This is a genomic window from Aurantibacter sp. UH7 (assembly GCF_056839165.1).
Map to the genome: position 1 here is coordinate 4,349,602 of NZ_CM166388.1, position 15,720 is coordinate 4,365,321.

Sequence of the window (15,720 nt, forward strand, 5' to 3'; positions counted from 1 at the left end):
TTACCACTTACTTAAGGATTATTTGTTCTATTCAAGTAAACCAACTAAGTTCGTTTGGTAAAAATTGAAGATTATTTACAATGGGTATAGAAACGTTGTTAAAAGAAAAATATGGAATTTCAACATCAGAGTTATCCAAAATGGAAGGCTACGATAGTATTAACTATAAAGTAACCGAAAAGAGCACTAATTACGTGCTTAAAATATACGATTATACTAAAGAAACTGTTGAGCTTTTAATGGCAGAAAGTTCAATTTTACAAAGCTGTTCCAAATTAGAGTCATTCGATTTTCCATTCCCAATTACATCTTTAAAAAACGAATTTCTCGTTATAGAAAATGATAAGATATATCGACTACTAAGTTATGTAGAAGGTGATTTTTTAGGAGATGTAACGCACACACCACTCCTGCTACATTCTTTAGGTGTTTTTTTAGGCACCTTAGATAAAACTATTTCTGCGGCCTACTATGCACCAATATTTGCCAAAGAAATTCAATGGGATCTACGATATTTTAATAAAAATTATAAATTCTTAAATCATATTTCAAACGCTAAGGACAGAAGTTTGGTTGACTATTTTTTCGTGCAATACAATGAAAAAATCCTTCCAATACAAGATCAGCTAAGAAAAGGTATTATTCATAATGATGCCAATGATTGGAATGTACTTACAAATAAAGACAAGGTTTCAGGAATAATTGATTTTGGAGATATGTGTTACTCCTGGGTAATCAATGAGGTTGCCGTGGCCATTACCTATGTAATGATGGACAAAGAGAATCCTTTGCAAAATGCTTCTGAAGTGATACAAGGGTATTGTGAAGTGTTTCCACTTCAAGAAATTGAATTGAGCATTCTTTATTACTTGGTAGCCGCAAGACTATGTACAAGTACTTGCAATTCTGCTTATTCAAAAATTCTAAAACCAAATTCGGAATATATTACAATAAGTGAAAAACCTGCATGGAATCTATTGAGAAAATGGTTGACCATAAATCCTATAAAAGCAGAAGACTCATTTCGAATTGCAGCCGGATTTTCACCAACTCCTAAAAGTAGTTTAAAAACCCAATTAAATAAACGAAATGAGTGTTTAAGCAAATCGTTGTCCTTGAGTTACAAAAAACCAATTCACATGAAGAGTTCGGCATTTCAATACATGTACGATGTTGAGGGAAACACTTTTTTAGATGCCTATAACAATATTATGTTGGTAGGGCATTGTCATCCTAAGGTTGTTAAGGCTGGCCAGCAATCACTTGCTCGTCTTAATACGAACACAAGATATATTTATGACGATTTACAAGAATATTCAGAAAAGTTATTGTCAAAATTTCCCTTAAAATTAAATAAGGTCTTCTTTGTAAATTCTGGGAGTGCCGCAGGTGATTTAGCTTTAAGAATGGCCTTTCATTTTACGCAAAAAAGCAAAATATTGGCCTTAGAACATGGTTATCATGGTAATACAAAAATTACAATAGATGCGAGTCATTATAAATATTCAAACAATAAAGGTGACGGCCAAAAAGAATACATACTTAAAACACCAATGCCGAAAGAGTTTAATTCAGGGTTTAATTCAGATTCAGCAGGCAGGCATTATACTAAATTAACATCAAAAACAATCGCAGAAAATGAAAACCAAATTGCAGCTTTCATTGCCGAACCCATTGTTGGTTGTGGCGGTCAAGTACCGCTTGCTAAAGATTATTTAAAGTCTATTTATCCTAAAATACGTTCTCAAGGTGGCCTTTGTATCAGTGATGAGGTACAAGTAGGTTTTGGTCGGTTAGGCGATTCATTTTGGGGATTTGAAATGCATGGTGTTGTTCCAGATATAGTAGTCTTAGGTAAACCCATGGGTAACGGTCATCCAATTGGGGCGATAGTAACCACCTCAGAAATAGCTACAAGTTTTGAAAAAGGTCCGGAGTTTTTTAGTTCTTTCGGTGGTAATCCGGTTTCTTGTTCCATTGGTAATGCCGTTCTTAATGTAATAGTAGAAGAAGCATGGCAAGAACATGCAAAAAATGTAGGTGACTATTTTAAGAATGAATTGAATCTTTTAAGTAAAGAATATAACTGTATTGCCGATGTCCGAGGTACTGGGCTTTTTCTAGGTATAGAGCTCTTAAACGAGAAGGGACTTCCAGATACACTACTTGCCGCCGATATTAAAAATTATTTTAGAGATAATTTTATTTTATTAGGAACTGATGGTCCGTTTGATAACGTTCTAAAAATCAAACCACCACTGTCTTTTACTATCGATAACGTTAAACAATTTATTACCACCTTCAAAAGATTTCTGCAGAAAAACATATAAATTTTTATATTTTTACAAAAACATAGTTACGTCCCAGATATTATGATGATGAAAAAAGATATTGGCCTAGGAATTTTAAGAATAGGTTCAGCTGCTTTGATGCTTACCCACGGAATACCAAAACTTTCAAATCTACTTTCCGGAAACTTCGAATTTGGAGATCCCATAGGAATCGGTGTCCCTGCTAGTTTATTTCTTGCTGTTATTGGTGAATTTCTATGTCCCCTCTTCGTACTTGTAGGTTACAAAACACGATTAGCTACTATTCCCACTATTATTACGATGCTAGTCGCAATTTTCTTTGTACACTTATCCGACCCTTTTGGGGTTATGGAAAAGGCAATAGTTTATCTATTAATGTTTACAGTAATTCTAATAATGGGTGCTGGTAAGTATAGTATAGACAGAAAATAAATTAAATAACTTTTACCAATAGTTCTTTAAGCAAATCACCTTGTGAAATATTGGTTGCACCAACTCCTTTGCATTTTAAATCAAGCTCTCGTAGGCTTGAAATAATGCCACTCACTTTTTTCATGGGATAATTACGTGCCGCTATTTGAAATTCATTCACGAAAAATGGATTAATTTTTAAAGCACTAGCAACACTCATTTTAGAATGGTCATTCAAACCATGATACTTTAAAAGTTGTGTGAAAAATGTTTGCAAAAGACTTATAGTTAAGATAAAAGGATTTGCTTTTGGGTTTTGGGTAAAATAGTTAATTATACGAGTTGCTTTCAATATATCACGTTCTCCAATTGCCTTCTTAAGTTCAAAATTATTATAGTCTTTACTTATACCAATATGCTCTTCAACTAACTCAGGAGTAATTTCTGTTTGTTTTGGAAGTATGGCTTGTAACTTTTCTAGTTCATTATTTATTCTACCTAAATCACTTCCTAAAAATTCTACTAATAATACGGCCGCTTTCGGGGTAATTGTATATCCACGTCCAAGTAGAACTTTACGAATCCATTCAGGAATTTTATCCTCATATAATTTTTTGCTTTCAAAAATTACTCCAGCTTTTTGTACCGCTTTATAAAGTTTTTTACGCTTGTCTAATTTTTTATACTTATAACAAATAACAAGTACTGTACTAGGTTGCAAATTGTTTACATACGGCGTTAGATTTTCAATAGTTCTCGACAAATCTTGAGCCTCTTTAACCACCAACACCTGTCTTTCTGCCATCATCGGAAATCGTTTTGCATTCGATACAATATCGTCTATACTAGCATCTCTACCATACAAAGCCATTTGATTGAAACCCCGCTCCTCTTCTGCGAGTACATTTTTCTCAATAAATTCTGAGATTTTATCAATATAATATGGTTCCTCTCCGAAAAGAAAATAAATTGGTTTTATATTTCCAGAGCGAATATCTGCTACAATACGTTTTACTTCATCCATTCAAAAAAAATGATCAATTTTACAATGTGGTACAACTAAACTTTCCTTCCTATGATTTTCGCTTTAAAAGTAGCGAAAATAAAGTCCAAATTTTTGATGTAATACGTAAAAAATTTGTCGTATTACAACCAGAAGAATGGGTTAGACAACATGTTGTACATCAACTAATTTATGATAAAGGCTATTCTAAAAACCTTATAAATGTCGAAAAACAATTGACAATCAACAATTTAAAAAAAAGGTATGATATTGTTGTTTATAATAATGACGCTTCAATACATTTACTAGTGGAGTGCAAAGCACCGAATATAAAAATAGACCAACAAACTTTCGATCAAATTGCACGATATAATCTGCAATTAGCCGCTAACTATCTCATGGTTACTAATGGTCATGATCATTATTTTTGTCAAATGAACTATAAAGAAGAAAAGTATGATTTTTTGAGGCAAATTCCTGATTTTAGCCGTTAATTTGCCACCATCTTGAAAATAGCAGTCGTCATATTAAATTGGAATGGGAAATCACTTTTGGAAGAATACCTTCCATCTGTGTTGCAATATTCCGATGACACCCCCATTTATGTCATAGATAATGCTTCTGAAGATAACTCTGTAGCGTTTGTAAAAGAGTATTTTCCATCAGTAACCATAATCCAAAATACAGAAAACGGCGGTTTTGCCAAAGGATATAATGATGGTTTAAAACATATTGATGCTGATATCTATTGTCTTCTTAATTCCGATGTTGAGGTAACTCCAAATTGGATAAGTCCTATTATACAAATTTTTGAAACAAAACCACAAGTTGCCATTATTCAACCTAAAATACTTGATTTAAGAAATAAAGAATATTTTGAGTATGCAGGAGCAGCAGGTGGATATATAGATAAATTAGGTTATCCCTTCTGTCGAGGACGAATTTTTCAATCTTTGGAAAAAGATACGGGGCAATATAATGATGACCGTGAGATATTTTGGGCTACCGGAGCATGTATGTTTATCAAACGTGTTGTGTTTGAAGAATTAGGAGGTTTTGATGAAGATTATTTTGCACATCAAGAAGAAGTAGACCTATGTTGGGGTGCTAAAAATTTAGGGCACTCTGTTTATTACACTGCGCAATCGCATGTTTATCACCTGGGTGGTTCTACGCTAAATAACATGAATCCGAAGAAAACATATCTAAACTTTAGAAATTCATTATTTTCAATCACAAAAAATTTACCAAGAAGAAAGGCTTTTGTTATAATTTTCTTGAGGCTTATACTTGATGGTATAGCCGCTTTCCGTTTTATTTTTCAGCTAAAATTTAATCACTGTTTCGCTATATTACGAGCGCACCTTAGCTTTTATAGGCAATTCCGAAAGATGTACCGTAAAAGAGAAAAAGCTAATTTTATGCTAAAATATTATATGGTAAAGTCCATAGTGTGGTCTCACTTCGTACATCAAATAAATAATTTTAACGCTTTAATAAAAGATTAACTAATTTTGCCAACGCGTAAAAACGCTATTATTTAACTTAGCGTAGACAATTGGCGAAACCAACAAATAAAACAAATAACAAACATTAATTTCAAGGACTAATATTATGAAAAAAATCATTTTAGGCTGCTTAGGATTGACTCTTATGTTAGGGTCATGTGTATCATCGAAAAAATTTAAAGATGCGCAAGCTCAAGCTGCGGAAGCAAAAGATTTACTTAATTCTGCAACAGTAAAATTAAACGATTGTTTAGAAGAAAAAGCGACTGCCTCTTCTAAGTTAAAAACTCTTTCTGATCAAAATGCTTTCTTAAAAGCGAACAATCAAGAATTAATAAACAATATGGGTAATTTAACTACCCTAACTACTAAAGGTGCAGAGAACTTAGAAAAGTCGTTAGAGAGTTTACAAGAAAAAGATTTGACCATCAGAAAATTGCAAGATGCAATTACTCGTAGAGATTCTGTAAACCTTTCTTTGGTTCAAAGTTTAAAAGGTGTTCTTGGAAACTTGGATGATGAAGATATTGAAATCAGCGTTGAAAAAGGTGTTGTTTTCGTTTCTATTTCTGATAAGCTTTTATTTAGCAGTGGCAGCTATAATGTAACTAGCAAAGCTAAAACTGTTTTAGGAAAAGTTGCACAAGTAGTTAACAACAAACCAGATTTCGAATTTATGGTTGAAGGTCACACAGATGATGTACCTTACAGAAAAGGTGGTATTTTGTTGGACAACTGGGATTTAAGTGTTAAAAGAGCAACTGCTGTAGTGCGTATACTTCAGAATGACTATAATGTAGATCCTAAGCGTATGACTGCTGCTGGTAGAGCTGAGTTTATCCCAGTATCACAAACTCAGAAATCTAAAAACAGAAGAACAAGAATTGTAGTTCTTCCAAAAATCGATCAGTTCTATAGTATGATTGAAGAAGGCATGAGCGATCCTGCTATCAACAACTAAGAATTAAAATTCAAATAGTACAAACCCTGACCATTTGGTCGGGGTTTTTTATTGGATATACTCTCAAAAGATATCTAAACTTCCTTTGCCTTCTCGTATAATTTCTGGCTCGCTACCAGAAAGGTCGATTACTGTTGAGGCCATATTATCTCCATATCCTCCATCGATAACTATATCTACAAGTTTATTCCATTTTTCATGAATCAATTCTGGATCTGTAGTATACTCTAACAGTTCATCTTCGTCATATATAGAGGTAGACACGATTGGGTTACCAAGGGCTTCAACCAATGACAATATTACGTTGTTTTTAGGCACACGAATACCTACTGTTTTTTTCTTTTTAAAAGCCTTCGGAAGATTGTTATTACCTGGTAATATAAAAGTATACGGACCTGGTAAAGAACGTTTTAAAATTTTAAATGTACTCGTATCTATTTGCCTAACATAATCAGAAATATTACTTAAGTCCGAGCAAACAAAAGACCAATTAGCTTTTGCCAATTTAATCCCTTTTATCCTTGCCAGTTTTTCTAATGCTCTATTATTTGTAATATCGCAGCCCATTCCATAAACAGTATCTGTAGGATAGATTACAACTCCCCCTTTTTGAAGTACATCTACTACCTTTTTAATTTCTTTAGGGTTAGGGTTTTCTTCATAAATTCTAATGAGTTCCGCCATATTTAACTAATTGTTACGTTATTACAAAGTAAGCAATAATTATTGCCATGAAAAAAATCGTTTTCTATGTTTTTATTTCACTTATAAATTTCTATTCATGCACTTCTGAAAAAGAAATAGAAGATTCATCTATTGAAACTACCAAAGCGCATACTATTGATGATGTATCGTATGGGTCAAATGCGAAGCAAACCTATGACTTATATTTACCAAAGGATAGGAATACGAAAACCAAGGTAATAATTTTAGTGCATGGTGGAGGTTGGAATGAAGGTGATAAAGCTGACATGACAGATTTTAAAAACTTTATTCGTGAACAATTACCGAATATCGCAGTTGTGAATATGAATTATAGGTTAGCAGATGAAAGCCACCCTCCTTTTCCTATGCAAATAGACGATATAACTGCGGTAGTAAATGATTTAGAAACACGACAAAATGAATATCAAATTAGTACAGAAATAGGACTCTTAGGGGTTAGCGCTGGTGGTCATTTATCGCTTTTATGGGCCTACGCGTATGATGCTAGAAATCAAGTGAAAATGGTAAGTAGTATTGTTGGTCCCACCAACCTAGCAGATGAAAACTATATTAATTCAACTAGTCAGGAATTAAAGAATCTAATTTTTCAATTCGGAACAGAACTAACTGTTTTAAAAGAAGTAAGTCCCTTGTATAAAGTTCAAGAAACTTCAGCACCTACACAGCTCTTTTATGGCAAAAAAGACCCACTTATACCAAATTCACAGGGGATTGATTTGAATGCCAAACTAGATTCTTTAAATGTAACCCATGAATTTACCCATTATGAAAATGGTGCACATGGCTGGGTTGGATTAGATTTATTTGATACTTCCATAAAACTAAAAGCCTTTATTGAAGCTAATTTGTAATTCAGTATCAAATTTCTACAATTAATTGCAAAGGTTTACTTAATTTTAAACCATTAGAATCTCTTTATAACATATACATCTTCAGAAGCTAAACACTTCTTTTAAGACATCACAACTACATTGATGTCAAAATCTTAGTACTATAATTTTATAAAGAGAAATAATGAATAATGCAATAAAAGTAGCCGTTATCGGCGGTTCAGGAAAATCTGGAAGATATTTAATTCAGCAATTACTTAATACGCAATATAACTTAAAGACACTTGTACGGAATAAAGAAAATTTCAAAGTCAATAGTCCCAAAGTAGAAGTTGTATATGGCGATGTTCGCGATTATGATACTGTACGAAACCTAATAAAAGATTGTACAGTTGTAATTAGCACATTAGGGGGAACACCTTTAAGTGAACCTACAGTTTTTAGTCAAGCGACAAATAACATATTAAAGGCGATGTCTGAATTTAACATGCAACGCTATATCGTAGTTACAGGCCTAAATGTTAATACAGCGAACGATCAAAAAGGGGGTACAACGCAGTCGGGAACAGATTGGATGCATGCTAACTTCCCCGAAACAACAAAAGACCGACAATACGAATATGAGCTATTAGAAGCAAGTTCTATTAATTGGACACTAGTCCGTTTACCATTAATAATAATGACAGATGAACACTACGAAGTCAAGATTAGTCTTGAAGATTGTTTGGGAGATTCGATAAGTGCCACAGACTTAGCAAATTTTATTATTGAGCAGATTGACTCAAATTTGTTTGTTAAAAAAGCACCATTTATTGCTAATTAGTAAACAGAAAGACCTTGAAACAAAAAGTTTCAAGGTCTTTAATTATCTTAATATTCGCTACTCTCTACCCTAGTACTTCTAACTTAGCAAAGCGCAGCAGTAATTTCTTAATATCGCCTTGATCAAATTGAATTTCGGCCTTCTTGTCGTTACCAATACCTTCAATTTTTATAACTTTGCCCCTACCAAAACGTGTATGATTTACTAAAGATCCTTCTGTCAAATTAGAATCAATTACATTGGTATTTGCAACAGGTTTCGCTAATTCGGGTTTTAGTTTTCGAAGCTTACGCAATTGTGAAGCATTGGGTGAACCAATTGTTGGCGCCGTTCCGCTTTTTGGTTTAATCTGACGTAGTTTAGACTTATCTATTTCCCCAAAAATATCAGCGTCTATTGATGATTTATAACGGTATGTATTTTCAATCGGCGTTAAGTTTTCAATATACTTTTCATCAATTTCTTCAATAAATCGACTAGGTTCCGAATCAATTAATTTTCCCCAACGATATCTAGTTTGGGCATAAGTAAGATATGCTTGTTTCTCAGCTCTTGTTAAAGCCACATAGAACAACCGGCGTTCTTCTTCCAGTTCGCTTCGTGTATTCATACTCATTCCTGAAGGAAATAAATCTTCCTCCAAGCCTACAATGTACACGTATGGAAATTCTAGTCCTTTTGCTAAGTGAATAGTCATTAATGCCACACGGTCATCCTCTCCAGTATCTTTATCTAAATCAGTAGCCAAAGCCACATCTTCAAGGAATTCAGAAATATTTCCGGTGGCATCGGCAATTTCTTTTTGCCCTTCAACAAAATCCTTAATACCGTTTAAAAGTTCCTCAATATTCTCCATACGGGCAATACCTTCAGGAGTACCATCTTTTTTAAATTCTATTAAAATTCCTGTCTTCTTGGCAACATGTTCTGCAAGTGTAAATGCATCTGCATTTTCATTCATAATCTGAAAACTCTGAATCATGGTTAGAAAATCTTGTAATTTTCTTTTAGTGCCACCATTAATTCGCAAGTCGATTTTATCTAGATTTTGAATCACCTCAAAAATCGAACGTCCATAATGATTTGCGGCAACCACAAGTTTATCTACAGTTGTCTGCCCAATACCCCTAGTTGGATAATTGATAACTCTTTTAAGTGCTTCTTCATCTTTTGGATTTATTACCAATCGCAAATACGACAATACATCTTTTATTTCTTTACGTTGATAAAAAGATAATCCACCATAAATACGATACGGAATATCTCTTTTTCGTAAAGCATCTTCAATAGCACGAGATTGCGAGTTCGTACGATATAAAACTGCAAAATTACCATTAGGTAATTGCTGTTGCATTCTATTCTCAAAAATAGAACCAGCTACAAAACGACCTTCTTCTGCATCGGTAACACTTCGATGAACTTTAATAGATGGTCCGTCATCATTTGCGGTCCACACTACCTTTTCTAATTGATTTTTATTTTTAGCTATTATCGAATTTGCAGCGTTTACAATATTCTTAGTCGATCGATAGTTTTGCTCCAGTCTATAAACACCTACATTCTCATAATCGCGTTGAAAATTAAGAATATTACTAATATTGGCACCTCTAAAAGAATAGATACTCTGAGCGTCATCGCCAACAACACAAATATTTTGAAAACGGTCTGACAAGGCCTTTACAATAAGGTACTGCGAGTGATTTGTATCTTGGTACTCATCCACCAAGATATATCTAAAACGGTCTTGATATTTCATCAAAACGTCTGGAAAACGTGTTAATAATTCGTTAGTCCGCAAAAGTAAATCATCAAAATCCATCGCACCAGCTTTAAAGCAGCGCTCTACATATTCTTGGTAAATTTCACCCAATCTAGGGCGCTTCGCCATGGCGTCATCTTCAGTAAGTTCAGGATTCTGTAAATAAGCTTTTACAGTAATTAGACTATTCTTTAAAGAAGAAATTCTATTCTGGATCTGCTTATATTTATATACATCTTTATCTAATGCTTTTTCTCTAATAATGGCAGAAATAAGGCGCTGACTATCTTGCGTATCATAAATTGTAAAATTACTTGGATACCCTAATTTGGAACCATCATACCGCAGTAACTTTGCAAAAACAGAGTGGAAAGTACCCATCCAGAGGTTTTTGGCCTCGGCACCAACAATATCAGAAATACGCTTTTTCATTTCGCGTGCAGCCTTGTTAGTAAACGTCAATGACAAAATATTAAACGCATCTACACCCTGATCCATTAAATAAGCAATTCTATATGTAAGAACCCTCGTTTTACCTGAACCAGCACCAGCAATCACCATTAAAGGGCCATCTTTATGTAAAACTGGCGCTTTTTGGGCTTCATTCAATTCGTCTATATACTTATTCAATATACTTTCATTTAGGAGCGTGAATTTAGCCAATAAATAGCGATAGGAAAAATGTTGTCTTTTAGAATTATAAACAATGGATTGTATTTCCTTTCAATTTGAATATATTTAGCTTTTAAACTTATTTATCTATGCGAAGAAAATCATTAAATTCAACTGTATTAATACTTACTTTTTTAGGATTTACGGTATGTATCACAGCTCAAAAAACCGGACCTGTATTAACAGATTATGGGAAAGTATGGAAAATAGACCAACTAGATTTTAAAACAAATAAATCCAATACTTTTAAAGCACTTTTTGATGTCTCATATTCACCAGAAGACAAATCTAAACTAAATGGAAGTTTGGAAACAGCTGCACGATTTTTAAATATGCATGTTCAAGAAGGTGTTCCTTTAGAACAATTAAAGGTTGCCTTGGTCGTACATGGTACTTCTTCTAAAGATTTACTAAATTCTGAAGCTTATAAGGTTAAATATGGTGTAGATAATCCGAACGAAAAGATGTTACAAGATTTAATGAATGTGGGTGTACACGTTATTTTTTGTGGTCAAACCTTTTCATCATTGGGCTATTTAAAGACTGATTTAATAGCGGGTGTACAAGTATCACTTTCTGCAATGACCGCTTTAATCCAATTACAAGATGATGATTATCGTAAAGTATTTTAAGACTTGTGTTTAGTATAACATATCTTATATATTACTGATGTTAAGCAAGGTATAATTAGTTATAAATAAATAGTATGAAAAAAATAATAGTTCTAATTATTTTAGGGTATTCAATTCAAATTCAAGCACAGAATTTAGAAAAAGAATATACTGCTATAGAAAGCAAGGTTATTGATTGGAGACATTGGTTCCATGAGAATCCTGAATTAAGCAATAGAGAGTTTAAAACAGCAGAAAAAATAGCAAAACACCTAAAATCATTAGGAATAGAAGTGCAAACAGGTGTTGCTCATACAGGTGTTGTAGGTTTACTTAAAGGAAATAAACCCGGAAAGGTAGTTGCCTTACGTGCAGATATAGATGCATTGCCGGTAACCGAAAGAAATGATTTGCCTTATAAATCTACTGTAACTTCAGATTTTGGTGGAGAAAATGTTGGGGTAATGCATGCTTGCGGACATGACACACATACTGCAATTTTAATGGGCGTTGCTGAAATACTTTCGAAACATAAAGATAAAATTAAGGGCACAATAAAGTTTATTTTTCAACCAGCTGAAGAAGGCCCACCACCAGGCGAAGAAGGGGGCGCGTTACTAATGGTGAAAGAAGGCGTATTAGAAAACCCGAGAGTTGATGCTATTTTCGGATTACATATTAACTCGCAAACTCCAGTTGGTGTTATTCGTTATAAACCAGGTGGAATAATGGCTGCGGCTCAATATTTCACCATAAATGTAAAAGGCAAACAAAGTCATGGATCACAACCATGGGCTGGCGTTGATCCTATTTTAATAAGCGCCAAAATAATAGATGGTTTACAAACAATAATCAGTAGGGAAACAAAACTTACAGAAGAAGCTGCTGTTATTACGGTTGGAAAAATTAAAAGTGGAGTTCGCTTCAATATTATACCAGAATCTGCAGAAATGATAGGAACCATTCGCACACTGGATTATTATATGAAAGAAAAGCTAAACAAGCGAATGGTGGAAATGGTGCGTGATATTGCTAAAGCCTATGGCGGTGAAGCAACTTGTGTTATTAAGGATGCTACTGACATTACCTATAATGATCCAGACTTGGTAGAACAAATGCTGCCAAGTATACAGTCGGTTGCTGGAAACAAGAATGTACAGTTACAAAAAGCGGTTACCGGAGCTGAAGATTTTTCATATTTTCAACGTGAAGTTCCCGGTTTTTTCTTTTTTTTAGGAGGAATGACACCAGGGAATACGGAGTCTTTTCCGCATCATACTCCAGATTTTTTGATTGATGATAAAGGAATGCTTTTAGGCGTAAAAACCTTAACACAAATGAGTCTAGACTACCTAAATAATAAATAAGCTATTGGTTAAATATATTAAATGTCTTTGCTCTTCGTTAAAAGTATAAAGAATTATAAGATTCGCTTTTTTACGATGACTTAATTAACGAAATACGAATAGTTCAAATAATATACAATTGTATATTTGTAACAACAAACAATAAGAACCAAACAAGTATCAAAAATGACTAAACAATTACTTACTTTTTGTGCAATTCTATTTTTATGCACTTTTACGAACGCACAACGAAAAAGTGATTTAATTGCTGAGGTAGCAACCTTAAGAACACAATTGGATTCAGTTTCTTCGGAAGTTGCCCTAGCCAAACAGAATGAAAAAATTGGCTTAACAGAAGCGGCTACATATAAAAAACAGGTTACTGAATTACAAGATGCCAATCTTACTTTAATGAAAAACTTAAATAGTTTCGCAGAAGTATCAAACAAAAATACAAGTATTGTAAATACCGCAATGGCAACAATTGAAGCAAAAGAAGCACAATTGAAAAAAATCAAAGCAGCACTTGCAAGTCATGATTCTACAGCCTTAGTAGTATTAACTAATGCTAAACAGACTTTAGGTGAAAATGCCAAAATAGGAGTTTCAAACGGTGCAGTTATTATATCTGAAAAATTAGCAACCTTATTCGGAAGCGATACTGGTACTAGTGTCACGGCCAGTTCAGAAGAATGGTTAGGGAAAATAGCTGCTGTATTAGTAGCAAACCCTAAAACATCCTTGACTATTGAAGGTCTGAGTATGACTGGGGATTTAAATACACCTGCACAACAAGCATTAGCGATAGAAAACGTGCTCAAAACCAAATTTGAAATTGCACCAGAACGCCTATCTTCTTTAGGTAAAGATGGGAATTTGAAAGAGGGAATAAATCTTAAAATACATCCTAATTACGACGATTTCTACGCTATGGTTAAAGAGGAAATGAAGAATTAAAAGTTCTATATATTAAATAAAAATGCCACTATAAATAGTGGCTTTTTTATTTAGTGAATTAGCTAATTTATGAAAATCTAAAAATCAGGGTTTACTCCAAACCTTTGTTGTTTCTCGTCTTGTATAAATGCTTTTTTATTCAATTGAGTACTTTTATTTGAAAAAGATGTAGAAAACATTTCATTGGTACTTCTTAAAAACAATGTTACATCAGGTACAAATTGATGAAAAACATCTAGGTTTAAAATTTCATCGTAAGATTCAATATCCTTATAGTCATACCTTACTTCTCTATATAATTCTAAGTCATCAGCTGTTTCAAAAAATGCTTCATTCAACTCTTCAGATATTAAATTTGGCAATGTCAAACGTTTAACATTTCGGATACCATTGTCTTTACCAAACACACTGTAATTCCAATTTAAAACTCTACCTTCTGCATTTTCGAACTGTCTTTTATCCAAAGAAATAGCATAATAATCCACATCAGGATTATTTTCTACTAATTTAATTTCGGTTTTAGTTACTTCAATCTCCGAATTCCAGTTTGGGAAATCAACTTCAATACTACTATCAGTACCATTACTACTATAATAAACTCCATCCTTAGAATAACTTATTTCATTTTTATATTCATTCATAGTAGAAAACTTGGGTAAATCCAAATAAGTAACTAATCCTTGTTCTTCATCTTCATCCATCCAATATATATTGAAAAATTTTTCATTAAAATCATCATAATTATCAATACCTGTACGATTAAAAAACAAAGTGCCAGCATCGTGCTCAGGTATATTAATTTTAAAATTATCTTCCGCTTGTAAAAATTCATTTACATCTACTTCAGTAGTGGTATTCCCAGATTCCGGCAAGAGCTTTGCGTATTTATAATTTTCTTTTTTTCCATCAAAATATGTGTTTCCATAATAATTGGGAACTAAATATATAGCGTTCTCTACATCATGTTTAATAGTTAAAACAGTTTGCATTTCATCTCCTCCAAATTCAGTTGTATAATAACCTGAGCCGGAAGAAGTATAATCTGGGCTATAGTTTTGAAATGGCACATTATTTACCGTAACCTCTACAATATTTTCAGGATCTTTATAAACAGTTGACGGTTGGGGTGAAATTTTAGTACTACCCAAACTAATGGCAAATGTTGTTATTTGTAGTTGTCTATCACTACCGCTACCGTATTTGAATTCTTCTAATCGAGCATATGAATATAAAACTCTATTCTCAAGAATAATTTCATCGGTATATATTTTTAAATCGCCAATAATTGGCTGAACAACTGCTAATTCTGTTCCCTCTAAACTATTAAAAAACAACCAATTTGTGGAATAATTTTCACTAGGGCTTTGACTATAGGTCATCAAAAGGTGTTTTATTTCTGTTGTAAGAATTTCGGTTGTTTCATTGCCTAAAACATCAATAGAAACAACTTCAATATCTATATCTCCGACCGGTAAAATATAAGGATTTAGTGCAAAACTTAATTGCTTTTCTAAACTTACAGCAATTTCTTCTCCTTCATAGAATACTTTAGTTTCTACCGAAGAATCATCTTCAATTGTTATTGAAACATCAGAAATAGTTTCTATAACATCTGTAAATCCTGATATTGTCAAAACCGGTGCCGTTTCATCAACTTCAACTGGGTCTTCTTTAATATCTTCTGTTGAATCTTCATTATTAGGTATGTTAGTTATTGGGTCTTCTGTTTGTTCGCAAGAATAAAATGAAATTAAAAGAACAATTATTATAGTCAACTTGTGTCGCATTCTAAGAGGATTAG

Annotated in this window: 14 protein-coding genes; 10 read left to right on the forward strand and 4 right to left on the reverse strand. The window is 33.2% G+C overall.

What is annotated here, in order from left to right:
- The first annotated feature begins 80 nt into the window (after positions 1-80).
- Entirely contained in the window at positions 81-2,330 is a 2,250-nt protein-coding gene (locus UH7x_RS18460) for an aminotransferase class III-fold pyridoxal phosphate-dependent enzyme (RefSeq protein WP_482361403.1), read from the forward strand.
- 48 nt (positions 2,331-2,378) lie between these two features.
- Positions 2,379-2,744, forward strand: coding sequence for a DoxX family protein (locus tag UH7x_RS18465; RefSeq protein ID WP_482361404.1), 366 nt, complete (start codon positions 2,379-2,381; stop codon positions 2,742-2,744).
- A 1-nt stretch (position 2,745) separates the two neighbouring features.
- Here UH7x_RS18465 and holA read toward each other — a convergent pair whose 3' ends face one another.
- A complete protein-coding gene (gene holA, locus UH7x_RS18470; protein WP_482361405.1) occupies positions 2,746-3,747 on the reverse strand; it encodes a DNA polymerase III subunit delta in 1,002 nt (333 codons plus the stop codon).
- Between the two features lie 26 nt (positions 3,748-3,773).
- On the opposite strand from holA, the gene UH7x_RS18475 reads away from it, so the two are divergent.
- The 3 genes from UH7x_RS18475 to UH7x_RS18485 all read left to right on the forward strand — a co-directional run bounded on the left by UH7x_RS18475 (position 3,774) and on the right by UH7x_RS18485 (position 6,195).
- Positions 3,774-4,220, forward strand: coding sequence for a type I restriction enzyme HsdR N-terminal domain-containing protein (locus UH7x_RS18475; protein ID WP_482361406.1), 447 nt, complete (start codon positions 3,774-3,776; stop codon positions 4,218-4,220).
- A 9-nt stretch (positions 4,221-4,229) separates the two neighbouring features.
- Positions 4,230-5,234 carry a glycosyltransferase family 2 protein gene (locus UH7x_RS18480; protein WP_482363629.1) on the forward strand — a complete coding sequence of 335 codons (1,005 nt, stop codon included), beginning with the start codon at positions 4,230-4,232 and terminating at the stop codon, positions 5,232-5,234.
- Positions 5,235-5,340: 106 nt separating this feature from the next.
- Positions 5,341-6,195, forward strand: coding sequence for an OmpA family protein (locus UH7x_RS18485; RefSeq protein WP_482361407.1), 855 nt, complete (start codon positions 5,341-5,343; stop codon positions 6,193-6,195).
- A gap of 63 nt (positions 6,196-6,258) precedes the next feature.
- Here the strand turns inward: UH7x_RS18485 and UH7x_RS18490 are convergent, their stop codons facing one another.
- Positions 6,259-6,879 (reverse strand): L-threonylcarbamoyladenylate synthase, encoded by a 621-nt coding sequence (locus UH7x_RS18490; RefSeq protein WP_482361408.1) that lies wholly within the window; start codon positions 6,877-6,879, stop codon positions 6,259-6,261.
- A gap of 47 nt (positions 6,880-6,926) precedes the next feature.
- Between UH7x_RS18490 and UH7x_RS18495 the strand changes: the two genes are divergently transcribed.
- The gene (locus tag UH7x_RS18495; protein ID WP_482361409.1) at positions 6,927-7,772 is read left to right on the forward strand and encodes an alpha/beta hydrolase fold domain-containing protein; all 846 of its coding nucleotides are present in this window, start codon (positions 6,927-6,929) and stop codon (positions 7,770-7,772) included.
- Positions 7,773-7,935: 163 nt separating this feature from the next.
- A complete protein-coding gene (locus UH7x_RS18500) occupies positions 7,936-8,574 on the forward strand; it encodes an NAD(P)-dependent oxidoreductase (RefSeq protein ID WP_482361410.1) in 639 nt (212 codons plus the stop codon).
- Between the two features lie 64 nt (positions 8,575-8,638).
- Here UH7x_RS18500 and UH7x_RS18505 read toward each other — a convergent pair whose 3' ends face one another.
- The gene (locus UH7x_RS18505) at positions 8,639-10,963 is read right to left on the reverse strand and encodes an ATP-dependent helicase (RefSeq protein WP_482361411.1); all 2,325 of its coding nucleotides are present in this window, start codon (positions 10,961-10,963) and stop codon (positions 8,639-8,641) included.
- Positions 10,964-11,094: 131 nt separating this feature from the next.
- Between UH7x_RS18505 and UH7x_RS18510 the strand changes: the two genes are divergently transcribed.
- The 3 genes from UH7x_RS18510 (at position 11,095) to UH7x_RS18520 (ending at position 13,919) form a co-directional block, all read left to right on the forward strand.
- On the forward strand, positions 11,095-11,637 hold the full coding sequence (locus UH7x_RS18510; RefSeq protein WP_482361412.1) for a DsrE family protein: 543 nt from the start codon (positions 11,095-11,097) through the stop codon (positions 11,635-11,637).
- 74 nt (positions 11,638-11,711) lie between these two features.
- A complete protein-coding gene (locus UH7x_RS18515; RefSeq protein ID WP_482361413.1) occupies positions 11,712-12,983 on the forward strand; it encodes an amidohydrolase in 1,272 nt (423 codons plus the stop codon).
- A gap of 165 nt (positions 12,984-13,148) precedes the next feature.
- Positions 13,149-13,919 (forward strand): OmpA family protein, encoded by a 771-nt coding sequence (locus UH7x_RS18520; protein ID WP_482361414.1) that lies wholly within the window; start codon positions 13,149-13,151, stop codon positions 13,917-13,919.
- Positions 13,920-13,996: 77 nt separating this feature from the next.
- Here the strand turns inward: UH7x_RS18520 and UH7x_RS18525 are convergent, their stop codons facing one another.
- A complete protein-coding gene (locus tag UH7x_RS18525) occupies positions 13,997-15,706 on the reverse strand; it encodes a hypothetical protein (protein ID WP_482361415.1) in 1,710 nt (569 codons plus the stop codon).
- Positions 15,707-15,720 lie beyond the last annotated feature (14 nt).